At 61.1% G+C, this 23,555-nt stretch carries 20 protein-coding genes; 5 read left to right on the forward strand and 15 right to left on the reverse strand.

Translation table 11 applies throughout. From position 1 onward, the window contains the following. Positions 1-32: 32 nt before the first annotated feature. On the reverse strand, positions 33-1,772 hold the full coding sequence (locus tag F0P96_RS08410; protein ID WP_151078420.1) for a serine hydrolase domain-containing protein: 1,740 nt from the start codon (positions 1,770-1,772) through the stop codon (positions 33-35). Positions 1,773-2,177: 405 nt separating this feature from the next. Here F0P96_RS08410 and F0P96_RS08415 point away from each other — a divergent pair, with 405 nt between their 5' ends. Then, positions 2,178-3,152, forward strand: a complete 975-nt coding sequence (locus F0P96_RS08415) for an alpha/beta fold hydrolase (protein WP_151078421.1) — start codon at positions 2,178-2,180, stop codon at positions 3,150-3,152. Between the two features lie 98 nt (positions 3,153-3,250). Here F0P96_RS08415 and F0P96_RS08420 read toward each other — a convergent pair whose 3' ends face one another. After that, positions 3,251-3,706 (reverse strand): VapA/VapB family virulence-associated protein, encoded by a 456-nt coding sequence (locus F0P96_RS08420; RefSeq protein ID WP_235917434.1) that lies wholly within the window; start codon positions 3,704-3,706, stop codon positions 3,251-3,253. 398 nt (positions 3,707-4,104) lie between these two features. On the opposite strand from F0P96_RS08420, the gene F0P96_RS08425 reads away from it, so the two are divergent. After that, entirely contained in the window at positions 4,105-5,766 is a 1,662-nt protein-coding gene (locus tag F0P96_RS08425) for an MFS transporter (RefSeq protein ID WP_151078422.1), read from the forward strand. Between the two features lie 134 nt (positions 5,767-5,900). Next, positions 5,901-6,218, forward strand: a complete 318-nt coding sequence (locus F0P96_RS08430; RefSeq protein WP_151078423.1) for a hypothetical protein — start codon at positions 5,901-5,903, stop codon at positions 6,216-6,218. Positions 6,219-6,358: 140 nt separating this feature from the next. Here the strand turns inward: F0P96_RS08430 and F0P96_RS08435 are convergent, their stop codons facing one another. From F0P96_RS08435 to F0P96_RS08460, 6 genes are all read right to left on the reverse strand, one after another. Then, positions 6,359-7,324 (reverse strand): pectinesterase family protein, encoded by a 966-nt coding sequence (locus F0P96_RS08435; protein ID WP_151078424.1) that lies wholly within the window; start codon positions 7,322-7,324, stop codon positions 6,359-6,361. A gap of 413 nt (positions 7,325-7,737) precedes the next feature. Continuing rightward, positions 7,738-8,127: a hypothetical protein gene (locus tag F0P96_RS08440; protein WP_151078425.1), complete on the reverse strand. Its 390-nt coding sequence runs from the start codon at positions 8,125-8,127 to the stop codon at positions 7,738-7,740. A 466-nt stretch (positions 8,128-8,593) separates the two neighbouring features. Continuing rightward, on the reverse strand, positions 8,594-10,027 hold the full coding sequence (locus tag F0P96_RS08445; protein ID WP_160620281.1) for an SBBP repeat-containing protein: 1,434 nt from the start codon (positions 10,025-10,027) through the stop codon (positions 8,594-8,596). Between the two features lie 406 nt (positions 10,028-10,433). Next, complete coding sequence (locus tag F0P96_RS08450) at positions 10,434-10,841, reverse strand: hypothetical protein (protein ID WP_151078427.1); 408 nt, start codon at positions 10,839-10,841, stop codon at positions 10,434-10,436. A gap of 285 nt (positions 10,842-11,126) precedes the next feature. Continuing rightward, positions 11,127-12,425 (reverse strand): TPM domain-containing protein, encoded by a 1,299-nt coding sequence (locus tag F0P96_RS08455; RefSeq protein ID WP_151078428.1) that lies wholly within the window; start codon positions 12,423-12,425, stop codon positions 11,127-11,129. 82 nt (positions 12,426-12,507) lie between these two features. Further along, on the reverse strand, positions 12,508-12,795 hold the full coding sequence (locus tag F0P96_RS08460; protein ID WP_151078429.1) for a hypothetical protein: 288 nt from the start codon (positions 12,793-12,795) through the stop codon (positions 12,508-12,510). Positions 12,796-12,973: 178 nt separating this feature from the next. Between F0P96_RS08460 and F0P96_RS08465 the strand changes: the two genes are divergently transcribed. Continuing rightward, complete coding sequence (locus F0P96_RS08465; RefSeq protein WP_151078430.1) at positions 12,974-13,408, forward strand: SpoIIAA family protein; 435 nt, start codon at positions 12,974-12,976, stop codon at positions 13,406-13,408. Between the two features lie 58 nt (positions 13,409-13,466). Here F0P96_RS08465 and F0P96_RS08470 read toward each other — a convergent pair whose 3' ends face one another. Both F0P96_RS08470 and F0P96_RS21275 read right to left on the reverse strand, forming a co-directional pair. After that, complete coding sequence (locus F0P96_RS08470) at positions 13,467-15,392, reverse strand: glycine-rich protein (RefSeq protein WP_151078431.1); 1,926 nt, start codon at positions 15,390-15,392, stop codon at positions 13,467-13,469. 173 nt (positions 15,393-15,565) lie between these two features. Continuing rightward, complete coding sequence (locus F0P96_RS21275) at positions 15,566-16,267, reverse strand: hypothetical protein (RefSeq protein WP_151078432.1); 702 nt, start codon at positions 16,265-16,267, stop codon at positions 15,566-15,568. Between the two features lie 404 nt (positions 16,268-16,671). On the opposite strand from F0P96_RS21275, the gene F0P96_RS08480 reads away from it, so the two are divergent. After that, a complete protein-coding gene (locus F0P96_RS08480) occupies positions 16,672-16,962 on the forward strand; it encodes a hypothetical protein (protein ID WP_151078433.1) in 291 nt (96 codons plus the stop codon). Between the two features lie 152 nt (positions 16,963-17,114). On the opposite strand, the gene F0P96_RS08485 is transcribed toward F0P96_RS08480, so the two are convergent. From F0P96_RS08485 to F0P96_RS08505, 5 genes are all read right to left on the reverse strand, one after another. Then, positions 17,115-17,786: an NTF2 fold immunity protein gene (locus tag F0P96_RS08485; RefSeq protein ID WP_151078434.1), complete on the reverse strand. Its 672-nt coding sequence runs from the start codon at positions 17,784-17,786 to the stop codon at positions 17,115-17,117. A 310-nt stretch (positions 17,787-18,096) separates the two neighbouring features. Next, complete coding sequence (locus tag F0P96_RS08490; RefSeq protein ID WP_151078435.1) at positions 18,097-18,906, reverse strand: hypothetical protein; 810 nt, start codon at positions 18,904-18,906, stop codon at positions 18,097-18,099. A gap of 138 nt (positions 18,907-19,044) precedes the next feature. After that, entirely contained in the window at positions 19,045-21,423 is a 2,379-nt protein-coding gene (locus F0P96_RS08495; RefSeq protein WP_151078436.1) for a ribonucleoside-diphosphate reductase subunit alpha, read from the reverse strand. Positions 21,424-21,814: 391 nt separating this feature from the next. After that, positions 21,815-22,192: an endonuclease domain-containing protein gene (locus F0P96_RS08500; protein WP_151078437.1), complete on the reverse strand. Its 378-nt coding sequence runs from the start codon at positions 22,190-22,192 to the stop codon at positions 21,815-21,817. 185 nt (positions 22,193-22,377) lie between these two features. Next, positions 22,378-23,337 (reverse strand): ribonucleoside-diphosphate reductase small subunit, encoded by a 960-nt coding sequence (locus tag F0P96_RS08505; RefSeq protein WP_151078438.1) that lies wholly within the window; start codon positions 23,335-23,337, stop codon positions 22,378-22,380. Positions 23,338-23,555: the final 218 nt, after the last annotated feature.

Here is a 23,555-nt window from a genome sequence, read left to right on the forward strand (position 1 = left end):
CTGTTTGGGTATTGGGTTTCCGAAAAGCAACCCTACGGCTGCGCGCGGCCCAAGCCGAAGAGCCAACCCAAGTAGCCCGGCAGCGTGCGGGCGGGTTTCTCGGCGGTGGGCTGCTGGGCCGGGCGGCGGGCTTTAGCACGGGCCGAGGCTTTGCGACTGGTGGCTTGCGTGGCGGGCTTGGCCTTTTGCGCGATTACCGCCGGCGCCACCGGCAGGCGGAACGCTACCGAGGGGCTGCCTTCCAGCGCGTACACCGGCAGGTGGTTGGTGGCCTCGCTCTGGTTGTAGGCCAGCACTTGGGCGTAGTACGTCTTGCCCGGCGTCAGGTGGCCGACGATGACGGTGCTGTCGGGGCCGGCTTCTACCACAAAACTGCCGTGGCCGAGGGCCGCGCCGTAGCCGAACGTGCTGCTGGCGGCATACAGCTGGCCGTCGAGCGGGCGGGCCTGGGCGGGGCTGCCCTCGTGCACGACCACCAGGTTATGGGTGCCGTTGCCGGGCGTCCAGGTCAGGCGGGCGGTGCCGTTGAGGGTGGGCTGGGCACGGAGTTGCGCGGGCTGGCGGTCGGGCGGGAGCAGGTCGAGCGTGGGCCAGTCGTTGGTGCTCTTGATGCAGTCCCAGCCCAGTTCTTCGAGGTCGTTCCAGAAGCGGTTGGGCGCAGGGCAGCCGTTGAGCAGAATGGCCCAGGTATAGCCTTCGTTGTTGGTGGCCACGCAGCTGGCCGTGCCGTCGAGGCTGCCCGTGTGCCAGCGCACCCGGCCCTTGTTCACCATCCAGCCCTTGGCGTAGCGGCGGTTGTTGTCGGAGGGCTGGAGCATGGTGGCCACGCTGGCCGGCGTCAGCAGATCGGGGTGGGAGGGCGAGCCGTCGATGGCCAACAGGAGCCGCACCAAGTCGCGGGCCGAAAACACCCAGCCGCCGTGGGCGTTCATAGCTTCGAGGTTGCGGCCACCGTAGGGCATGGCTACCTGCTTGCCGGTGCCGTAGCAGGAGGCATCGTGCTCGTTGCTGAAGTACTCGGCTTCGAAGGGCAGCTTGTTGGCCAGCAGGTTGCGGCCGAGGTGGGCTTCGTGCACGCCGCTAGGCGCCAGCACGTGCTGCTGCACCCATTGCTCGTAGGGCTGGTGCGTCACGCTTTCGAGCACCTTGCCCAGAATCAGGTAGCCGATGTTGGAGTAAGCAAAGCGGCTGCCGGGGTCGAAATCGAGGCCTTTGGCGAGCAGAAAGCGCACCAGCGTGGAGTCGCCCACGGGGTTGGGGGCGTGCAGCGTTTCGGCCACGTGCAGCGGAAACTCAATGGGGTCGGAGCCGGGGAAGCCGTCGACACCGGCGTTGCGGTTCCAGCCGGCGGCGTGCTCCAGCAGCTGCTGCACCGTAATGTCGTAGATGCGCGCATCGGTTACCGCATCGGTATAGTAGGCGTTCTGTAAGTAGCCTTCGGGGCCGAATACCTTGTGGTCGAGGCTAAGGCGGCCGTCTTCCACCAGCTTCATGATGGCCACGGCCGTCACGGGTTTCGATACGCTGGCTACCCGCAGCTGGTGGGCCGGCTGCATGGGCTCGGTGCGGGTGAGGTCGGCGTAGCCAAAGCCGCGGGCATACACCAGCTTGCCATGCCGGCTGATGGCCACCGACGCGCCTGGGACCTTCCAACGCTGCATAAACTTCCCCACCAAGGCGTCGCACGCGGCCAGCTGCGGAACCGGAATGCCTGTTTGCGCCAGCGCCGGAACCGCCAGCAGGCCCCACAGCAGGACCAGTAATTTCTTCACCAACCCAACAAAGCAAAAGACACGCAAAAACGGCCTGCAAGCGCCGTGGCAATACTTCGACTGTTACTCCAAGTTTATGTAGTTTTTTCGAGGAAATGGTAAGCTGAAAAGAACAAAAAATTGGACGTTTTTGTGAAGTTTGAATAGTGTAAGGTGCGCTCCAGCAAGCAGTTATGCATCAACTGCCTCGCGTCTTCGCCTCCGCAGCAGCGTAGCGTAACCTAGCGTGAAGGCGTGTGCTATATGGCCCAGGTCCGTCAGCTGGTTTTAGCAGAACACCTTGCTCACCGCTCACGCTTTCACCGCTTCTTGCAGCGCCTGCCGTCCAAGCCGCAAGGCGTGCGGCCGTGAAGCCCGAATTTCTATCTTCGGCGCTCCATTTTTCCTCATTTCACTCCTTACTCTATGTTGCGTAACGCTTGCTCTTTAACGCGTTCTTACACCCACCTGTGCCTGCTGATTCTGCTGATGCTGACCGCGCAGCCGCTGCTGGCCCAGCGCAAAGCCACCGCGCTGGCCAACGGCACGTCCACGCTGGTTACCACCGACGGCGTGAAGCTGTATGCCCGCGTGGCCGGCACCGGTTTGCCCTGCCTGTTCGTGCACGGCGGCCCCGGCTCCGGCAGCTACGGCCTGGAGGCGCTGGGCGGCAAGGCCCTCGAAGACAAGCTGCAGATGGTGTACCTCGACCAGCGCGGCAGCGGCCGCTCCGCCTCAGACCCCAAGCAGAACTACAGCCTCGACCGCATGATCCAGGACCTGGAAGAAGTGCGCGAGCAACTGCACGTCGACAAATGGGTGGTCATGTCGCACTCGTTCGGCGGCATCATTGCTACGGCCTACGCCCAAAAGCACCCCGAGCACGTGCAGGCTATGGTGCTGGTCAACAGCATTCTGAACCTGCCGGGCACCATGGAAAGCACTGCCGCCTACGGCTACTCCCTGCTGCCCGAAGCCGGCCGCCCGCCCCTCGACCCGGCCGCGCCGCTGCCCCAGCGCTGGGGCATGGTCATGAGCCTGCTGGGCCAGCAAAAGCTCATGGGCAAGCTCATGTACGTAACCGACACCGCCGCCGCCCGGGCCAGCAAAGTGGTGCGCAGCATGCCCCTGAACCAGGACTTCGCCTCGGCCGTGTACCAGCAGAAAGTGCCCGAGTACCTCGGCGACTTCACGCCGGCTTCGGCCAAGCTTACCATGCCCGTGCTGGTACTCACCGGCCGCGAAGATTACGTAACCGGCCCCGAACACTACAAAACGTTCCGCTTTCCCAACCAGCAGGCCGTGGTGTTGCCCGGCAAGCACTATCCCTTCCTCGAAAACCCGAAGGAGTTCAACCAAGCCGTAGCCGGCTTCGTGCGCAAGCTGCCGCGCAAAGCCTAAGCACCACACGCGCCCAACGCCAACGCGGCGCGTTCCAGTCGGAGCGCGCCGCGTTGGCGTTTGTTTTCGGGGGAGAAGAAGGGCGAAGGACTAGGAATTTACTGCCAGCTGCCGGTGCCGCCGCCAATGCCGTTGACGGTGGACACACTACCGGAGTGGAAGCTGCCGAGCAGGTTGCTGAAACGGTCGAAGAAATTGATGTTGGTGTACTCTTCCGCTACGTTGAACTGGATACTCGTGGTGTCGCGGTAGAGCCGGTCCAAATCGGAGGTGTACACGGCCCCGTACAGGGCCCCGGCGCCTGGCGACGACAGCGCACCGCCTTTGCCGTTGAAGGTCTTGCCCCCGTCGATGTACACTTGAAACTGCATGTAGAAGGCCAGGCTCACCACGTTGCCTTTGGCCGGATAGTGCTTGGTGGTCGTCAGAATGGTGTGCACGGCCGCATTGAGGTCCTCGGGCTCCAGCACTCCTTCCATGGCCGCGCGGAAGTCTTCAGCTACCTGCTCTTTGTTGATCGAGGACGAACGAGCCATAGTTAACAAGGTACTCATGGGCTGAGAGGGTAGAGGGCGGAATACTACCCCCAAATCTGCACCATTATCAACAAGCCAACCAGGAAGCATAAGTACCAAGCGTGACTAGCATATTTGGTGTATGAAATAGCGCTATTGATTGATTGCGCTAGGCAATAGCTTGGAATAAAAGGTTTTTGATTCACTATGAATGGGAGTATACTAACCGCTCTGTGACAATACACCTTGGCACTGCCCGATGAAATGCCACCGATAATTGCTTCGCTTAAGTGCAAGTCTTTAGGCGCTGAAAGGCTGCTTCTGCTGACAAGCATCAGCCGGGCGCAGCCGAGCAAACGGGCAACCCGCTTTCCGGGCTTTGCCGTACGCAGCTTAGCTGCCCGACACCCATTGCCGGGTGGGTTTGGCTTGTCTCTATGTCCACTTCGCCTGCTGCCAGCGCACCGCAACCCCAAGCCACCCTGGCCACGCCCTTCACCTACGCCGTGTTCCGGGCCATCTGGATTGCCTCGGTGGTATCCAACATCGGAACTTGGATGCAGAACGTGGCCGGGGTGTGGCTGGTCACCACGCTCACTACCTCGGCCCTGCTGGTGGCCCTGATGCAGACGGCCACCAGCCTCCCTTCGTTTCTGCTGAGCATGCCCGCCGGCGCCATCGGCGACTTGGTCGACCGGCGCAAGCTGCTGCTCGTCACGCAAGGGTTCATGGGCGTGGTGGCGTTCGGGTTGGGCGCCCTCACGCTCCTGGGCGAAATATCGGCCCTGGGCGTGCTGGCCTTCACGTTTCTGCTGGGCATTGGGGCCGCCCTGAACGCGCCCATCTGGCAAACCGTGACGACGGAGCTGGTGCCGCGGCCGGTGCTGCCGTTTGCCATTACCCTCAACGGCGTAAGCAACAACATTGCGCGGGCCATGGGGCCGGCCATCGGCGGCGTTATCATTGCCTACTACTCGCCCGGCTGGGTGTTTCTGCTGAACGGCATTTCGTTTGTGGCCACTTGGCTGGTGGTATACCGCTGGCGGCGCCCCGCCGAAATCAGTAGCGGACCTGCCGAAAACTTCATCGGCGCACTGCGGGCGGGCATGCGGTACGTGCAGTACTCGCCGGCCATCTACGCGGTGCTGGTGCGCACGTTTGGGTTTTCGTTTGGCGCCAGCGCCATGTGGGCGCTGTTGTCGGTGGTCACGGCCCGGCGGCTGCACCTCAGCTCGGGTTCCTACGGCGTGCTGCTGTCGTGGCTGGGGGCGGGCGCCATTACGGGCGCCCTGCTGATGGGCCGCGCCGGGCACCGGCTCAACTTCAACCAGCGCGTGCTGCTGGGCACGCTGGTGTTTGTGGGTACCAATGTGGCCCTGGCGCTGGTGCCCTCGGAGTATGGCTTGTTTCCGGTTATGTTCCTCTCGGGCATTGCCTGGCTCATGGTCATGACGAGCTTCAGCACCACCGTACAATTGCACGTGCCCAAGTGGGTGCAGGCCCGGGTGGTGAGCATGTACATGCTGGTATTTCAGGCCGGGCTGTCGGTAGGCAGTATTGTGTGGGGCGAGCTGGCCGACCGCGTGAGCCTGCAAACGGCGCTGCTGGGCGCCGCCGGCTGGATGCTCCTGAGCATGACGCTGGCTCTGCCTTTTCCTATGCGCCAGCCCGAAGGCCTCGACCTCACGCCCGCCGAAAACTGGCCCGATCCGGCCGTGGAAGGCGAGGCTATCGACCCCGACGACGGCCCGGTGGTGGTGATGATTGAGTACCAGGTGCCCGCTGCCGACCAGCCCGCGTTTCGGCAGGCGGTGGAGCGCCTTACCCGCCTGCGCCTGCGCGACGGTGCCCTGCGGGCCGGCGTGTTTACCGATGTGGCCCGGCCCGAACAGATTACCGAGTTTTTCTACGTGGCCACCTGGGGCGAACATCAGCGTCAGCACCACCGCTTCACGCGCGAAGACCAAGCCGTGGAAGCCCAGGTGCGGCAGTTTCATACGAATTCGGAACCGCCGCGCGTTACTCATTTTCTGGCTTTCCCCAGAACGCCCAACGTGGAGGTGGCCACCCCGTTCGAAACCATGGAAGGCCAGCAGTAAACACCCGGCCTGGATTTTGCGGTGCGGTCGGTTCCATCTGCCTTGGCACCAATGTCGTATAGAGCCTTAACGGCCTTGGTGCCCGCGCTGTCAGCGGCGCTTTTTTTGTCCATTTTCATCTTTTGCTTCCGCGTATGCCCAGACTCCTTCTCCTGCTGCTAGGTGCCTTGCTGGTACTGGCAGAACCTGCTTTGGCCCTGGCCGAAGCACCAGCCGACGCTGCTATGGCCACCACGGAAGCTGTTGCCGCCGCCCCCGACGAGGCGACCAGCATTCCGCGCCCCCGCTACAAGCGCTACCGCGGCAACAGCCGCCGCGCTTATCGCCGGAACGTGCTCCGTCGCCTCGGAGCCAAGAAAACCACCAAGACCAAAGTTAAAACCAAAGCCGCGCCGCGCCGCCGCGGTACCGTTACCATCGACGAGCCGGTACGGAATGGCGTGGTGAAATAAGCCTGCGGGCTTTGTTCACCGGCCGCTACAAAGCAACTGGCCGCCCGCATCCTCTGAGGGTGCGGGCGGCCAGTTGCTTTGTAGCGGCCAAGCCGGATTTGCACCCGGCTCAACGTACTTATTCAGAGAACCCGCAGGAGTTACTCAATCACCTGCGTGGGGTCCCAGCCGCGAAACGCAGCGGCGGGTGTGTACAGCGCGGCTTGCTTGGCATTGAGCTGCTTCGACCAGAGGGCACGCTTCTTCGGGGCCGCACCATCGCCTTTGGTTTTGAACTCGGCAAAAAACGCGTCCTGCTTGTTGTCTTCCTTGCCCCAATGGTCCCAGCCTTTGGGCTTGATGACGTTGCTCATTTCGCAGTTGAGAAACACGGTTTTGGCAAAGGGTTTCCAGGGGCGGGCCAGAAAATACGACTCCTGCGGGGCGTCGCCCACTATTTTGCAGCGCTGAAACACAAATCCGTAGCTCACCGTGTCGGGGGTAGAAGGCGCGAGCATGCAGGTGCCTTTGGGCTTGCAGTACAGCGTGCAGTCTTCAAACCACGCGGTGGCCGAGCCCAGGATGAAATCGGTAGTGCCTTCGATGTAGCAGTCTTTGTAGTATTGCCGGCTGCCGTACCCGTAGGGGTACAGCGTATCGCGGAAGCCCAGGAAGCGGCAGCGCCGAAACTGGGCTTTGTCGCCGTATACCCACATGGCCGGGGCCTGGCCCGCTAGCCCGGCAGAGTTTTGGAACGTGATATTCTCGGCCGAGAAGTTGTTGCCGAACACGCGAAACGAGGAGGCTTCGGAAGTGCCAAGGGGCTCGGTACCGTCGGCCGTCACGCGGCCGTTGTAGTCGTCGTACACGAGCACGGTGTTTTCCAGGTCTTCGCCCACCAGCTTCACGAAATTCTGCTTCTTGGCCAGATTGAGCTTTTCCTTGTAGGTGCCCTTCTTGATGAAAATGGTAATGGGCGTGGTGTTGTTAAACGGCACTGCGTTGAGCGCGGCTTGCACGGTGCGGTAGGTGCCGCTGCCGTCTTGCGCTACCGTGATGGGCTGCACTTGGCCAAAACCGGCGAGGAAGCTCACACACAGCAACCAGGTAAGTAGTACTTTTTTCATATAAAAAGAAATGGTTGGGAGAAAGAAGTGTTTTCAATTGAAAGAGACAAAGCTCCGTGGGCAAGTAGAGGCGCGGTAGGTGTGTAGGTAAACGGTGGCCAAAATAGTGCTTTTTTCAACTCAAAAAGCGGTTGTTATGCTTGCGTAACAAACTTCGGCCCCGTAACAATGTAGGATTCGCAAAGAATGGTTACCTAAATTTCGACGGAATACCTAAAACAGGTGTTTTTGCACGAAAAGAAGTTAATGAACGTGCTTCCTGTGGATTGAGATATTGTTGACTTTGGCGCGCAACTCAACACCCGGAAAAAGAAACGGTGCCCGGTTCCGGCAGCAGTCGTTGTGTTCACAACGACTGCTGCCGGAACCGGGCACCGTTTTCAGGCGTGCCGCAAAAGCAGAGGGAATGCGGGCTAGCGCGAGGCCGTAACGGGGTGCAGTTCTGCTACCCGCTCGGTAGAGGCCGTCTGCAGGTTCAAATCGATGCGGTGCGTCTCGGCACCCAGCTTCACCACGAAGGCGTATTGACCATCGGGCAGCTCCTGCACGTTGAGCTTGCGGCCAAACGAAGGACGGGAGCTGATACCTTGGTACAGCAGCTTATTGTCGCTCAGGCGAACGAGCTGTACTCGGCCTCGTTGCAACGTGGGGTTGCTCACGCGCACCGTGTACACACGGTCGCCTACTTGGTCGACGTAGACGCGCTGGGCGGATGGGGTTTCGGCCTGGGCTGCCGAGGTTAGGCCCAGGCTGGAGCCGGCTACAAACAGGAGAGCGGCGGCGGTTTGCAAAAGCGTTTTCATAGCGGTAGGGTGTGAAGGGTGAAGTTGGAGGCAAGCGGCCTGCCGGGCAGGAAACGTTGTCGCCTAACTGAGCGTAAAGTTGGCGCGCTGGCTGCGTATTCCTTGTCACATGATGATGTAAGCGCCTGATTGACTGCAGAGCCGGCCGTGCAGCCGAGAAGCCGGCAGATACCCTTTCAGGGAAGCCAATGAGACGATTTTGCAGTAGTCGGAAGCCTGGCATGCCGTTTTGCTGGGATGCCGCAGGGTACATCAATATGTGTGCAGGTGGGCACTGTTCAACAACAGTTGCCGCCCGTTTGGCCGCCGCGTATTGACTCTTCATGTGGGCCGGGGCTACGTATTGGCCTGGCTCTTCCTAAACTCGTCCGGGTAGCTCCGGCAGCCCACCCAACAAAACGGCCCGACTGCAGCAGTGCAGTCGGGCCGGGCTTTGGAAGTGGCACCGCCACGTCGATGGTTGAGACTACTCTACTTGCAGCGTGGTGGTGGAGTGCTGTCCGGTGGTGGCTGTGTAGTGCACTTGGTAAAGACCTGCGGCCAATGCCCCCACAGGCAAGGGCATGTCGCGCTGAGCACCGCTATACGGCCAGGCGCCAAGCTGTTGCCCCAGCGTATTAACCAGCGTCACCTGACCGGCCGGAAGCCCGGCTTCAAAGCGCAGAGTAATTTGCTGGTGAGCTGGGTTGGGGAAAACGCTGAGGCTGCCGGCGGGCAGTGCCTGCGCTGGGCGGGTGGCAGTTACGCTACTCAGCAGCTTGGCCACGTATGCATCGGTCCCGCCCGCACTGGGAAGCGAAGTCCCGCCGAAAGCAGCGGTGCCGCTGAAGGTGCCGGTCACGTACACGTTGCCAGCGGCATCGAGCGAGATGCTGCGGCCCTGATCGGCACCGTTGCCCCCGGCCTGGGCTACCCATTGCAGGGCCCCGGTGCTGCTGTACTTGCTCACGTACACATCGGTGCCCCCCCGGCCGGTGAGGGTAGTGGTGCCGAAGGTTGCGTTGCCAGAAACCATGTTAACCACGTAGATATTGGAACCGAGGCCGGCAAGCTCCCAGGCATAATCGGTGGCGGCTCCACCGGCGGCTTGGGCCCACAGCGGGGTGCCGGTGGGGCCTAGTTTGGCTACAAATACATCGTAGCTGTTGTTTTGGCTGGTGTAGGTGTTGCTGGCAAAGGCAAAGCCCCCGCTGAAAATACCTGACACGTAGACGTTGCTCGTAGCATCAATGTAAAGATCCAGCCCCGTTTCTTCGCCGCTGCCGCCGAGGCGCTGCGCCCATTGCGGCACGCCCAGCGGGTTGTACTTCACCGCGTAGGCATCGGAAGCGCCTTGCATAGTGAGCGTGAGTGTGCCAAAAGTAGGAGCAGCCGTGTACTCGCCTGTGACGTACACGTTGCCCTGGGCATCAAGTGCTACGCCTTGATTGTATTCCATGTCGGTGCTGCCACCGGATACTGCCCACCTGACGTTGCCTTGTGTATCGTATCGCGCCAGAAACATATCGGCAGCGCCGCGGCTGGTTAGGGTCGTGGCGCCGATGGTGAGGGAGCTTTGGAAGTCGCCCATGATGCAAACGTCGCCGGCAGTACTTACTGCTACAGCGTTGGCGTTGGACGCTACTTGGCGCACCCATTGCACCACGCCTTGCTCGTTGAGCTTAACCAAAAACGTATGAAGAGCACTTGCTGGAGCAGTGATGCTGATTCCGCCAAAGGTTATGGTTTGGTTGAAGTTGCCCGCCAGATAAATGTTGCGGTCTGGGTCAGTAGCCACACCTACGGTGGCCTTGTAGCCAGCACCGGTGCCCTGCACTGCCCACGTTACGTTCCCTTGCGGGTTGTATTTGGCCACGAATACGCTGGTGGCCGTGGCACCGCCGGGAGCCGATAAACTCACCGAGCCAAAGCTCGCCGACCCGGTAAAAGTCCCTGACGTAATAACGTTGCGGGCTGTGTCTACGCTTATTCCTGTTCCGTTGTCGGCACCTGCGCCTCCGGCTTGGCGGGCAAAAGACCAGGCGGGTGGCGTTTGGGCCGATACGGTGCCGCTTGCAAGGGCAATCAATGCAATCAGAAAACAGAGGGTACGAACAGTAGAGAAGCGCATAGCAAAAACCGAAAAGGTGAGAAGATGATCGAATATATAGTTATTGTTATAGTTTAAATATTTTATTTTATAAATGGCATGATTGAGCCTGTCGAGAGGCAACGCCGGAAACAGGCTTCCTGCTTACGCAAAAGCGCCACGACCTTGGGCCGTGGCGCTACTTGGCGGGTTGAATTGTGTGGCCGCAGCCAGTAACCTATTGGTTGGCCGCCATTGCTGTCATCGACACCGAGCCCAGGCGGGTAGAGCGCTGCACCGTGGTGTGAATGTCGAGGGTGTAGCGGTGAATGTCTTTGCCCACGCGCACGACAAAGGCGTACTGACCGTCGTTGAGCTCTTTCACGTTGAGCTTCCGCCCCGAAGACGGCTTGAAGTTGACGTCGCGGTACAGCACTTTGTTGTCGCTCAGGCGCACCAGCTTCATTTCGCTACGCTCGAGGTGGGGGTTGCTGGCCCGCACAACGTAGGTGAAGTCGGCAACTTGTTGCACCGACACCGGCTGGGGCACGCCTGATGATTGGGCCTGCGCCGACGAGGTGAATCCCAGGCCGGCGCAGGCAGCCAGAAGGAAGAGGCGGGAAACGGGAAGCAAATGCGTTTTCATAGCGTGGTAGGGTAAGCGGGTTGGGGTTGGAAAAGACTGCCAGCCCAAGGGCGGGGCAGGTACGCGTGTGTATGACATAGGCGCGTATTTGGCCCCAACGGTTGCCCAGACTTCTATATATAATTTCATGATTATAAGGGTGCTGCTACAGCTGCGGCAGTGTGCAAACTACATAGGCCTTCACAGCCTGGAAACGCACATGGCGGAACGGGGTCAGCGCAAAAAAAAATGCCGGATAGAGTCTATCCGGCACCGGTGGTATCGTTCGTCGTTTTCCGCAGGCTGCTACCACGAGCCGCTGTTGCTGCTGTCGTCATCGAAGCCGCCTCCGCCAGTGTTGTCGGACGAAGAATCGTCGTAGGACGAGGCGTTGTCATCCGAGGAAAAGTAATCGGGCGAATCTCCCGGCACGGCTTCGTCGGAGAAGTAGTCGGGGGCGTTGGCATCGGAGGCGTAGTCGTTGCCGCCGTCGGGGTTGTTCAGAATTGGGAAGCCGCCCGCAGCGGCGGCCGCACCGGGAGGCTCCGTGGGCAGCGGCGGAGTCGTGTGCGCGTCGTTGTAGTTGTCGGCGTGGCCGGAGTCGTGGCCCGAGGCCATGCGGTTGCCGATGTAGGCACCGGCCGCGGCGGCCGCACCCGTCAGCAGCGCCCCGCCCAAGCCGCTGCCCCCGCCGCCAATGCCGCCACCGGCGCGGTTGGGGTAGAAGTCGGGTGCGGGTTGGGTGGCCGGCCCGCGGCGGTAACCGCCTGCCGGACCGTAGCCACCAGCCGGGCCGGTAGGTTGAGTAGGCAGAAAATCGTGTGCGGTGCTGGGGGCCGCCGTGCGTCGCCGGAACAAGCGCAGCAGTAGCCATACCCCGCCCCCGAGTACCAGTGCGCCCAGCGCCATAGCGCCGAGGCTAAACCCAAGACCCGGCCCAGTGGGCTCGGGCTGCACCGACGGCGAAAACGGCGCTTCTTCCGGCGCGGCCGCGGGCGCATCGGGCAGCTCGGCGGCTGGCGACTCGGCCGCCAAACCGCTACCGCTGCCTTCGGGAGTGGCAGGTGTTTCGGCCGCGCCGGGCGCGGTGCCGCGCGGGGCCGAAGCGGGGTTGGCGGCCAGCATCAGCGTATTGAGCCCGGCCCGCAAACCGGCGAAGTAGTTGCCCTGCTTGAAGCTGGGCGTCATTTGCTGGCCGATGACGCGCGCCGTCAGCTCGGGCGTAATCTGTTGGCGCAGGCCGCTGCCGGCCTGAATACTAACCTGACGCTCCTGCCCGGCCAGCAATACCACCACGCCGTTGTTTTTGTCGCGCTGGCCCACGCCCCAGGCTTCGCCCAATTCCCGGGCGTACTCGGCCACGGGCCGGCCGCCGAGGGTGGGCACGGTCACGACGACCACTTGGGTGCCGGTGTTGTCGGCGTAGCGGCGCAGGCCGCGCTCCAGCGTTTGGGCGTCGGCGGGCCGCAGCAGCTGGGCCTGGTCGGTTACGAACGTAAACGGGGTGGGGCGCGGCGGCAGCTCAGCGGCCGGGGCCGCCAACAGCGGCCGACTCCCGAAGGTGACCAGCAGGAACCCAAAAGCGAGAAGCAGGAAGCGGTACATAAGACGGCGCGTAAGGCATCAAACATCAACGAGCGGCTTTCCTTGTACGCCCGGCGTTGGGGTTTGGCTACGCGCCGGACCGCTATTCGGCCGGGGTGGCCGGGGCGGCGGGCGGGGGCAGCAGGGTTTCGGCCATGCTTTTCAGGTCCAACTCGTCCACAAAGCCGTCGGCTACGGTGAGGATGGAAAAGAGGTAGCGGCGCAGCGCGGCCGGCTCGGGGCGCGGGTGCTGCAGGGCGGCCTGCACCAGGTGCAGCGAGAGGTCGGCCAGGATAAGCTTTTTGCGCTCCAGCGCGTCGGTGGCGCTGGCGGCGGCGGTTTCTGTAAGGGCGTGGGCCTGGTGCACGAGCTGCAGGATGGGTTCTGACATACGGGGACGGGGGCGGTAGTAAGCGGCAGGAGATGCTTGGTAACCGCCGCCGCGGCGGGTTGTTGCAAAGCGAAAAGCTACTCAACCGCTGCAAACTTGCCGGTGCGTTGCCAGGCACGCAACAGCAGGTAAAAACCCTTTGCCCGCGGCGGGGTTACTATGCCGCTTTCCGCTGCCCATGCTTGCATCTGCTACCCGTATCTACTTTGAAAACGCCGCGGGCCGGCTCACCGAAGACCCCGACGGCTTCCTGCGCGCCGTGTGGAGCCCCGGCTACCGGCGGCCGGGCGAGGCCCAGGCGCTGTTCACGCACATGGCCCAGGCCCTGCGCCAGCGCGGCTGGAGCCGCATCTTCATCGACCAGCGCCACATGCAGCCCTTCTCGCCGGCCGAGCAAGACTGGGTAGCCACCCACTGGCTGCCGGCGGCCGTGCGCGAGAGCGGCTACCGCCACGGGGCCGTGCTGGTGTCGCCCAGCGTGATGGTGCGCCTGGCCACGGCCTACATTACCACCCAGGTGCAAAACCTACCCCTCACGTACTTCTCCAGCGAAACCGAAGCCGAGGCCCTGGCCTGGCTACGCGCCCAGCCGGCCACGCCCTCAGGGTATTAGCGCAAAAAAACGCCCCTGCGACGAGCAGAGGCGCTTTTCGAGGGCTGACGGCCGCGGGCTACTCCCGATACATAATCAGAATGCGGGCGGTCTTGTTGAACACGCCGCTGGAGTTGCCGCTGTTGCCGGTCTGCAGCACCACGTTGTCGTTGTTGATGTACACGCCGTAGAGCACACCGGTGTTGAGCGTGAAACCGGGCGGAATGTAGTCGGCCCCCACGGTGACCATGGCCGTGACGCTCACGATTTTGCTTTCGTCGAGGCCGTGGGCCACGAAGGTCTGGCCCTGCCCGTTGAAGAGGGTGCCGGTGAGGGCCAGCGTTTTGAGGGCCGGGGCGTTGGCGCCCAGCTTGGTGAAGCCGTTTACTTCCAGCTTGGCCCCGGCCGTGGCAGTGCCGATGCCCACGTTGCCGGCCGAGGGGTTCAGCAGCAGGCTGCCGCCCGCGGCGGTGTTTTCCACCACCGTCGAGGTGCCGCCGGCCGTGGCCGGGCGCACAATCAGGTTGGAGCCGTTGTGGTCCAGCTTCAGCGACTGCGCCGTGCTGCTGCCGCTCAGCGTCACCTGCAGCCCGTTTTCGGTGGGGGCGGCAGGGGCCACGGTGGCGCGGTAGGCGGTGCCCGGCGTGCCGGCGCCCAGCAGCACCTGGCCGCCGCTGCCGATGCTCAGGCCGGTGCTGCCGTTGTTGCCCACCAGCTGGTTGCCGTTCAGGTCGAGGTTGCCGCCCACCTCCAGTTTGTTGGCGGTGGCAACGGCGCCGGTACTGGAAATACTGATGCCGGTGGTACCGCCATTGCCCACCAAGCTATAAGCCGACAAATCCAACCGGTTGCCCATCGTCAGCACGCCGGTGTTGCCGATGCTCAGGCCGCGGGTGCCGCCGTTGCCCACCAGCTTGTAGGTGCCCAGGTCCAGGTTTTGGGTGGCGGTGTGGCTGCCCAGGTTGTCGCCGGGCACGTTCACGAAGTTGCTGCCGTCGAGCACCGGGGCGGGCAGCACGGGGCTCAAGCGCACGTATCCGTCGCCCACTTGCGTGCCCTGCGTGTGCACCACCTCGGTAGTGGCCGAGGCCAGCGCAAACGACGAGCCGCCGCCGCCGCCACCGCCGATGAAGGAATCGGATCCGCCGCCCCCGCCGCCGTAGTAACCGCCCCCGCCGCCCCCGGCACCGGAGCCCCCCGCACCACCCGCACCGAGGGCGCCCGGCTGACCGGGCCCGGCAAACGTACCGGTACCGCCGGCACCCGGGCCGGTTTGCGTGCCACCCCCACCGCCACTCGCGCCATTGCCGTTGCCCCCGGCGCAGGCCGTCAGCCCGCCGCCGCAGCCCCCGTTGTTGCTGAGCTCGGAGCCGCCCCCGCCGCCGCCCGCTACCAACACCCGGTTGGTGAGGGCCGTGCCGCCCCGGCGGATGTCGGAGGCACCGCCACCACCGCCGGCGCCGCCGTTGTAGCCGTTTTTGCCCCCCACATAAATCGTCAGCACTTCGCCGGGCGTTACCGGCAGCTGGGCCTGCACCCGGCCGCCGTTGCCAGCGGTTATGGTGGTGCCAAAGCCGCTGTTGCCGCCCGCGCCGGCCAGGTCGACGCGCAGCCGGGAGATGCCCGCGGGCACGGTATAGGTTTGGGGCGCGCCGGTGTAGGCAAAGGCGGCGGTGCCGTAGGCGTTGGGCGCGTAGCTACCGGCTGGCACCGATTCGGCCAAATACGCCTGCCAGAACGTGCCGTTCCACACGTTGAGCGCCCCGGTGGTGGTGTTGAAGATGGTGAGACCGGGCGCAGGGCTGGCTATCAGGTTGCGGGCGGCCTCGTCTAGCCGCGGGGGCAGCAGGCCCTTGCTGGCCGACTGCACCTCCAGCGCGGCCGACGAATGGGGAGTAGCGGTGCCAATGCCCACCGCGCCCGGCGTTTGGGCGCGGGCCGCCGACCAGGACAACAACAAACAGGTAAACACGCCCACCGGGCGCAATAGGTAACGGTGCAGCATAGCGAACAGCAGTAGTGGGGGTACACAGGTACTGGTTCGGCACAGCTAGCTGGGAGCCAGTATCATTCAAAAATATCATCGGTCTTGCAAAAAATGGCAATCGGCCGTACAAAAACGGCCCGGCTGCAGGGCTGCAACCGGGCCGGTAGGGCCGGAAATACAAGGGCCGGGCCTTACCCCCCAAACGACTCCTTCTGGAAGCCCATGCCGCGCAACTCGGCCTCCCAGGTATCGGGGAAGTTGGCCTTCACGTGGTGAATGATGGCCCGCAGGGCCTTGCGCACCTGCGCCTCGCCCTGGTCCTTGGCGTCCACTTTCTGGCTCCGCTCGCCGCTGGTGTCGAGGCTTTTTTTCACCAGCTGCTGGTACTCGGTGGCCAGCGGGGCCCAGTAGGCGGTGCCGTACTTCTTCTTGTCGAACTTGTGCTTCACGAGGGCGTCCTGGAGCTTCTGCAAGGCTTTCACCCGCTCGGGGCGGGCCGAGGGCAGCGTCCATTTGCCGCCCTCTTTCCCGATGCCGAATTCGCCGTAGTAGGCTTCGTCGTCGTCAAACTCTTCGGCCAGGTAGGCTTTCACGAAGGGCAGCCCCTTCGCTAGCAACTGGTCGAGGGCCTTGAGGCGCTTGGCCTGCGGGGCACGCTGGTCGCCGGCGGCGTCGGCCTGGGAGGAGTGGGCCACGAAATCGGCGGCCTGGGCGGCAAAGTCGGCCTTGCTGAGCCAGAGCAGGTCGGGCAGAGCCGAGGCCAGCCACTTGCCGGCTACGTTGGTTGCCAACATGCCCAGCGGCACGGCCTTGGCGGGTAGTTGGGCCGCGCGGCGCACGGCTTTGGCGGGGGCAGGAGCCGGGGCGCCGGCGGGGGTAATGGGGGTTGACATAGGGTAAAAGGATTGAGTTGTACTGGTACTGGAATATAGAATCTTACGGCTCGATTTCCGCCTGCGCCGCCCCCGAATCAGCTGATTCTATGCCGCTCCGGTGCGGAGTAGCCTTCCCGCACTGGTTTCCGGGCTACTCCGCACCGGAGTAGGGCAGAATCAATCGTTTCCGCCGCCCTCCGGGCCGGAGTAGCTCAGAAACCATTGGTTCCAAGCTACTCCGGCCCGGAGTTGCCTTCCCGCCATCATTTCCGGGCTACTCCGCGCCGGAGGGCAGCGGAAACCAGTGAAAGACCCGGCCTGCCGGCAGGTACTGGCGCGGTGCGAGGCGGGGCGGTTGGCTTAATCTTTGTCCGGTGCCGGGGACGCATTGCTTGCCTCTCCACCGTTCATTTTCACCCCGTATGCGTCCAACTTTTCTCCTGACTGCCCTGCTGGCCGCCTCGGCGCTGGCCTTCGCGGCCGCCCCGGCCCGCGCCCAGGTTACCATCAACATCGGCCGGCCCGCGCCGCCGCCTGCCGTGATTGTGGTGCACGAAGCGCGCCCGGCCAAGCACCACCACAAGCATAAGCATGGCTGCGGCCACCACTACTACCAGCCCCGCCCCGTGGTGCTGGTGCCGGCCCAGCCGGTGTACTACGCGCCCGGCCGCGGGCATGGGCACGGCCGGGGACATGGTCACGGCAAGCACTAAAGGGCTGCCCCGTTTATAGCACACAGCCGGCTTTTGCGCGTAGCAGAAGCCGGCTGTGATGTGTTGGAGAACTGGGCTGGGAAGCTCAGCCTCCCTGGCTAGTCACGAGCCACACAGTGGTGACCACACGCCAGCGAGGACAGAAGAAATGTTTAGTAAAAGAAGCCGGGCTCTTCATTGTCATAGTGATAATCGAATGCGTATCGTTTTTTGCAGGCTGGGTTCCGGTTTAAGATCAAGTAGCGGTATTCTAACCGAAGAGGAATACCAAGCGTGATGTACCTTCTAATTCCCAACCAGTTCTTGCGGAATAGGAGAATGTCTACTTCTGCGTTAGGTTGCTGGTTGTTGATCGGTATGTTGAACGAGCCAAGAAACGGAGCACCCCTTGGGGTCGTCATTACCTTCCGGCCACGGTAGTAGATGATGTATCGCTCATGCTTGGGGCCGGCGACGCGAACCAGCACCGTCAGAGAGTCCTTTCGCGCATATCCCTGCATGGCTGTTTTCCCGCTGGTTTTTAATATCCGGCCATCCTGTTTGTTGATTTCAATGGTGGGCACCTCTTCTTTGACGCCCGCTGGGCCGGTGCCATACACCACCCACACCGAACTATCGCGCAGAACCACCCGGTACGGCTTCCGCTGGTAGACGCTTGGGCCGTACAGGGACACCCACAATGCTTCCGCAACGTTGACGGCGGTGCTTGCATCGGGTATGTAGCCCTGTTTGGGCACCGGATCTGCTGGATAGCTCCGCGTCTGACCTTGCGTTTGGGACAAAGCCAGCAGTAGCACGGCGGCTAACGAGAACAAACGGAGCATAAGTAGGGAGAGAAGATGTGGCCCAATCCAGGCTACTAGCGCAAGTTTGTAACGCGTGCTCGTTATGCAGCGAGGCTGTGCCTGCCCGCCAGAACGATTAGGGCCGTCTGGATAGTCTATATCCGAGCGCCGCAGCGCCGCTTGCCGCTGCAGTGGCTGGGGTGACTTGGAGAAGCGGCTTACTGCGCCTTCGTCATCGGTTGCTTGGCCTGCCCGAAGGCACTGGCGCTACTTAGGAGCAGGAAAGTGAAAATAGGGGTGCTTTTGACTATAAAGACTCTAAATCCATGTGCTTATTAAAGGACTGAATTTAAAAAAGTGGGAAACCGTCAATACGTTCGTGTAAAATCCGAAATTTCCCCATGCCAAAACTATTGTATTTGCCATCGGCAAGTGCGCTGCCAGAGGCTGATAATACTTTATATCCAAGGTCTGGCTCATCTCTGCTAGTTCTGCACTCTACTATAATATCTTCCCCCGTCTTGAGTTTGTAATTCTTCGGCCAAAATATTTCGCTTACTATACCGCCATTGGTATATATACCCCATTCCCCTCCTTCAATCACGTATCTTCCGTCTGGCGTTGGCGAATCATCGATATATGAAGCATCTCCAATAGCTAGAATATTGCTCAGAGAATAAAACAAAAGTTTTACTCCTTCATTCGTATTCATTGAAAGCTTTTTTATTTGATGAGCTGATATTGAATTTTTTGGGTTGTTAGATATAATATTCTTTTTGACTTCTAATGTGCGTAAATATCCGATAATATCTAAATCAGGCATAAGCTGCCGATTTGCCAATACAAATTTGCTTTCTGGCTTTCCATCACGCGCTAGAACAAGTAAAGCATCAGTGAAAAAGAAATGGGTAAGTAATATCTTGTCTAGCCCTCGATCAATCAACAAGCTTTGTGCTGGAGCAATATAATCCCATTTGCCAATTTGGACTTGGCCATCAAGCGACATAAGCAGTTCGCCTCCTCGTCTAAATATATAAGTTTGTTGCTGGCCGTCTTCATCAATTAATGCCCATGGTTTATCTACAAACAACTCTATTTGGTCAAGTGTCTGGCTAAACTGCAGAAGCCGAGGGAGTAAGTTTTGAAGGAAGGAGAACATATTCCTGTGTTTGTATTTTTTTATTTAAATAACATAATTTCTTGGGGTTTGTGCAATTTAGGCTGGCAATAAACTGCAATGGAAAGGGCTGCTATTGTTTAGCAGCCCTTTCCATTACAGTTTATTGCCAGTGCTCTTTTACGAGCCGCAAGCCTCGCAAGCGTCCGGGTTATCCAGCGAGCAGGCCATATCGGCGGCGTTCTGGGCCGATACGTTGAGCGGCTCCAGCGTCTCGGCGGCTTGCTTCTGCACCGTGAACTTGATGGCGTCGACGGCGGCTTTGGTGCGCAGGTAGTACATGCCGGTTTTCAGGCCGCTCTTCCAGGAGTGGAAGTGCATGCTGGTGAGCTTGCCGAAATTCACGTTCAGCACGTGCAGGTTCAGGCTCTGGCTCTGGCAGATGTAGGCGCCCCGGTCGGCCGACATGTCGATGATGCGGCGCTGCGAGATTTCCCAGACGGTCTTGTAGAGGTCCTTGATGTGCTGGGGAATGGCCGGAATGTTCTGCACCGAGCCGTTCTGGGCAATGATGTCGTTCTTCATCTGCTCGTTCCACAGGCCCAGCTTTACCAGGTCCTTCAGCAGGTGCTTGTTCACCACCATAAACTCGCCCGAGAGCACGCGGCGCACGTAAATGTTGGAGGTGTAAGGCTCAAACGACTCGTTGTTGCCCAGAATCTGGGCGGTGCTGGCCGTGGGCATGGGCGCTACCAGCAGCGAGTTGCGCACGCCGTGCTCCATCACCTCGGCGCGCAGGGCGTCCCAGTCCCAGCGGCCCGACGAGGGCGTTACGCCCCACAGATCGAACTGGAACTTGCCCTGGCTGATGGGCGAGCCGGCGTAGGTTTCGTACGGGCCGTGCTTCTTGGCCAAATCCTTCGAGGCCGTAACGGCGGCGAAGTAGATAGTCTCGAAGATGTCCTTGTTCAAGCCCGCCGCCTCGTCGCTCTCGAAGGGCATGCGCAGCGCAATGAAGGTATCGGCCAAGCCCTGCACGCCCAGCCCGATGGGGCGGTGGCGCATGTTCGAGCGTTCGGCCTCCACCACGGGGTAGTAGTTGATGTCGATGACCTTGTTCAGGTTCTTGGTGGCGTGGTACGTCACCTCGTACAGCTTCTGGTGGTCGAAGAACACGCGGCCGTTCTCTTCGCGGATGTAGCGCGGCAGGGCCAAGGAAGCCAGGTTGCACACCGCTACCTCGTTGGCGTCGGTGTACTCAATGATTTCGGTGCAGAGGTTCGACGACTTGATGGTACCCAGGTTCTGCTGGTTGGACTTGCGGTTGGCCGCGTCCTTGAACAGCATGTAGGGCGTGCCCGTCTCGGTCTGGCTTTCCAGGATGGCAAACCACAAATCCTGCGCCTTGATGGTTTTGCGGCCGCGGCCTTCGCGCTCGTACTTCTGGTAGAGCTTCTCGAATTCCTCGCCCCAGCACTCGTCGAGGCCCGGGCATTCGTTGGGGCACATCAGCGTCCAGTCGCCGTTGGCTTCCACGCGCTTCATGAACAGGTCGTTCACCCACAGGGCGTAGAACAGGTCGCGGGCGCGCATCTCTTCCTTGCCGTGGTTTTTCTTCAGCTCCAGCCACTCGAAAATATCGGCGTGCCAAGGCTCGATGTAGATGGCGAAGGCGCCCTTGCGCTTGCCGCCGCCCTGGTCCACGTAGCGGGCCGTGTCGTTGAACACCTTCAGCATGGGCACGAGGCCGTTGGAAGTGCCGTTGGTGCCCTTGATGTAGCTACCGGTGGCGCGCACGTTGTGCACAGCCAGCCCAATGCCGCCCGCCGACTGCGAGATGAGCGCGCAGTTCTTGAGCGTGTCGTAGATGCCTTCGATGCTGTCGTCCTTCATCGTCAGTAGGAAGCACGAGCTCAGCTGTGGCTTGGGCGTGCCGGCGTTGAAGAGGGTAGGCGTAGCGTGCGTAAACCACCGCTCCGACATCAGGTTGTAGGTCTCAATGGCCTGCTCGATGTCGTCTTTGTGAATGCCCACGGCCACGCGCATCAGCATGTGCTGGGGCCGCTCCACCACCTTGCCGTCGAGGCGCAGCAGGTAGGAGCGCTCCAGGGTCTTGAAGCCGAAGTAGTCGTAGTTGTAGTCGCGGTCGTAGATGATGGCCGAGTCGAGCTGGGCGGCGTGCTTGTGCACGATTTCCCACACGTCGCGGGCAATCAGCGAGGCGTTTTCGCCGGTCTTGGGGTCCTCGTAGGTGTAGAGCCGCTTCATGGTGCTGCTGAACGACTTGGAGGTAACCTTGTGCAGGTTGCTCACCGCAATGCGGGCGGCCAGAATGGCGTAGTCCGGGTGCTTGGTGGTGAGCGAGGCGGCGGTTTCGGCCGCCAGGTTGTCCAGCTCAATGGTCGTCACGCCGTCGTAGATGCCGTCGATGACCTTCTTGGCCACCTCAATGGGCGAGACGAACAACGTATTCAGGCCGTAGCACAGCTTTTCGATGCGGGCCGTGACCTTGTCGAATTTCACGGACTCGCGCCGACCATCGCGTTTAATTACCAGCATGGGCGTGTTGTGGTGTGGTTAGAGTATGGGTACACCCGCTCCGGCAGGAGGCGGGCAAGCGTTTCGAAAAGGGTAAGCCAGACGCTAGCACATAGCCTCAGCGCGTCCATTGATTGCGGAAGATATTTCTATCTGGAATGAGGGACAAACCTTCCGTCTAGAAGTTTTCCACATATGCTTAAAGCAATGCAATTCAGCCGCTTTTTTCGAATGGCGGGGTAGCTATATAGCCCCGTAGGAGCCGCGCATTTTGGGTTGGCCGTTTCGGCCGGATTTGGTAAGCTGGAACGACCAAGCTCCCCTCCTTTTTGAAGGAGGGGACGCCACCGCTTTAGCGGGGGCTGGGGTGGTTGCGTCGTTGCTGACGTTGTTCACACCGGGGTCAGGTTATTCAGGATGCCTCGTTCCCGCGAAACGCCGCTGTGATGGCTGCTAATACCCAGTCCATCTGCTCAAACACAAGCTTGTTCTCAAACCGAATAACCCGAATACCAACACTGTCCAAGTAGGCCGTGCGCGCCGTATCATGCGCGGCTCCCACTACATCAAAATGCCCCTGCCCATCCAATTCCACGGCCAGCCGTTCGCTCGGGCAGTAGAAATCAAGAATGTACGGTCCCACACTGTGCTGCCGCCGGAACTTTCGGCCGTCTAGCTGTCCGCCTTGTAGAGCTTTCCAAAGAGTAGCTTCGGCAGGCGTAAGGTTCTCCCGCAGTTCGCGGCGCTTGGGCTTGACTTCTTGGCGGTTGTGGCGGAAGGTATTGGGCATGAGGCCAAGCTACTGAATCGTGCTGGTGCGCCAAGCGGCGCGGAAGTCAGCAACGGCGGAACCACCCCAGCGGCAAGTAAACTTGCCGCGTCCCCTCCTTCAAAAAGGAGGGGAGCTTACCGCTCAGGCACAAAAAAGCCCGCAGCCGGAGCCGCGGGCTTTTTCTTTCTCGGCAACAAAGCCGGTTAAAAATCCTCGTCGAGCGAGAAGGCGTTTTCGGTCCGCTCGCTCATCACGCCGGCTTTCTGGTACTCGGCCACGCGCTTCTCGAAGAAGTTGGTCTTGCCCTGCAGCGAAATCATTTCCATGAAGTCGAAGGGGTTCGAGGCGTTGTAGATCTTGCGGTAGCCGAGCGACACCAGCAGGCGGTCGGCTACAAACTCGATGTACTGCGACATGGCCTTGGCGTTCATCCCAATCAGGTTCACCGGCAGCGCGTCGGTCACAAACTCCTGCTCGATCTGTACCGCGTCGCGGATGATTTCGTGCACGCGCTCCTCCGAGAGCTTGTTTTGCAGGTAGCTGTAGAGCAGGCAGGCGAAGTCGCAGTGCAGGCCCTCGTCGCGCGAAATCAGCTCGTTGGAGAAAGTCAGGCCCGGCATCAGGCCGCGCTTCTTCAGCCAGAAGATGGAGCAGAACGAGCCCGAGAAGAAAATGCCCTCCACGGCTGCGAAGGCAATGATGCGCTCGGCGAAGTTTTCGGAGTTGATCCACTTCAGGGCCCACTCGCCTTTCTTCTTCACGCAGGGCACGGTTTCCAGCGCGTTGAACAGACGGTCTTTCTCCTGCGGGTTCTTGATGTAGGTGTCGATCAGCAGCGAGTAGGTTTCCGAATGGATATTTTCCATCATGATCTGGAAACCGTAGAAGCAGCGTGCCTCGGGCATCTGCACTTCCTGCATGAAGTTCACCGCCAGGTTCTCGTTCACGATGCCGTCGGAGGCGGCGAAGAAAGCCAGCACGTGCGAGATGAAGTGCCGCTCGTTGTCGTTGAGCGAGTCCCAGTCTTTCTGGTCCTGCGAGAGGTCAATTTCCTCGGCCGTCCAGAACGAGGCTTCGGCCTTTTTGTACATCTGCCACACGTCGTTGTTCTGGATGGGGAACAGCACGAAGCGGTTGGGATTCTCTACAAGAAGCGGTTCCATAGGCGGGCAACGGAAAGAAAGAAACGAGAGGAAAATCCGGTACGGGGCCGGGCAACGGTTGGGCTGCCAACCCCGGTTCAGCAGCAATTGTTTGGGCCGGCCAACACCACAAAAGCGCCCGGCCGAAGACCAAAGATAGTCCGGCACACCGAACGAAACCCGCCCTTCGGGGCTTTTTTATGCGTTATGTTTTTGCTATGCCACTGGGCAGCACAGGC

The organism is Hymenobacter busanensis (assembly GCF_008727865.1).
Taxonomy (GTDB): domain Bacteria; phylum Bacteroidota; class Bacteroidia; order Cytophagales; family Hymenobacteraceae; genus Solirubrum; species Solirubrum busanense.

Coding starts and splice junctions, on each gene's coding strand:
- F0P96_RS08450 (WP_151078427.1), bottom strand. CDS start 10,841: ATGAAAACGCATTTGCTTCCCGTTTCCCGCCTCTTCCTTCTGGCTGCC.
- F0P96_RS08490 (WP_151078435.1), bottom strand. CDS start 18,906: ATGTTCTCCTTCCTTCAAAACTTACTCCCTCGGCTTCTGCAGTTTAGC.
- F0P96_RS08505 (WP_151078438.1), bottom strand. CDS start 23,337: ATGGAACCGCTTCTTGTAGAGAATCCCAACCGCTTCGTGCTGTTCCCC.
- F0P96_RS08435 (WP_151078424.1), bottom strand. CDS start 7,324: ATGAAAAAAGTACTACTTACCTGGTTGCTGTGTGTGAGCTTCCTCGCC.
- F0P96_RS08430 (WP_151078423.1), top strand. CDS start 5,901: ATGCCCAGACTCCTTCTCCTGCTGCTAGGTGCCTTGCTGGTACTGGCA.
- F0P96_RS08425 (WP_151078422.1), top strand. CDS start 4,105: ATGTCCACTTCGCCTGCTGCCAGCGCACCGCAACCCCAAGCCACCCTG.
- F0P96_RS21275 (WP_151078432.1), bottom strand. CDS start 16,267: ATGTCAACCCCCATTACCCCCGCCGGCGCCCCGGCTCCTGCCCCCGCC.
- F0P96_RS08500 (WP_151078437.1), bottom strand. CDS start 22,192: ATGCCCAATACCTTCCGCCACAACCGCCAAGAAGTCAAGCCCAAGCGC.
- F0P96_RS08465 (WP_151078430.1), top strand. CDS start 12,974: ATGCTTGCATCTGCTACCCGTATCTACTTTGAAAACGCCGCGGGCCGG.
- F0P96_RS08415 (WP_151078421.1), top strand. CDS start 2,178: ATGTTGCGTAACGCTTGCTCTTTAACGCGTTCTTACACCCACCTGTGC.
- F0P96_RS08455 (WP_151078428.1), bottom strand. CDS start 12,425: ATGTACCGCTTCCTGCTTCTCGCTTTTGGGTTCCTGCTGGTCACCTTC.
- F0P96_RS08470 (WP_151078431.1), bottom strand. CDS start 15,392: ATGCTGCACCGTTACCTATTGCGCCCGGTGGGCGTGTTTACCTGTTTG.
- F0P96_RS08440 (WP_151078425.1), bottom strand. CDS start 8,127: ATGAAAACGCTTTTGCAAACCGCCGCCGCTCTCCTGTTTGTAGCCGGC.
- F0P96_RS08495 (WP_151078436.1), bottom strand. CDS start 21,423: ATGCTGGTAATTAAACGCGATGGTCGGCGCGAGTCCGTGAAATTCGAC.
- F0P96_RS08485 (WP_151078434.1), bottom strand. CDS start 17,786: ATGCTCCGTTTGTTCTCGTTAGCCGCCGTGCTACTGCTGGCTTTGTCC.
- F0P96_RS08460 (WP_151078429.1), bottom strand. CDS start 12,795: ATGTCAGAACCCATCCTGCAGCTCGTGCACCAGGCCCACGCCCTTACA.
- F0P96_RS08420 (WP_235917434.1), bottom strand. CDS start 3,706: ATGAGTACCTTGTTAACTATGGCTCGTTCGTCCTCGATCAACAAAGAG.
- F0P96_RS08480 (WP_151078433.1), top strand. CDS start 16,672: ATGCGTCCAACTTTTCTCCTGACTGCCCTGCTGGCCGCCTCGGCGCTG.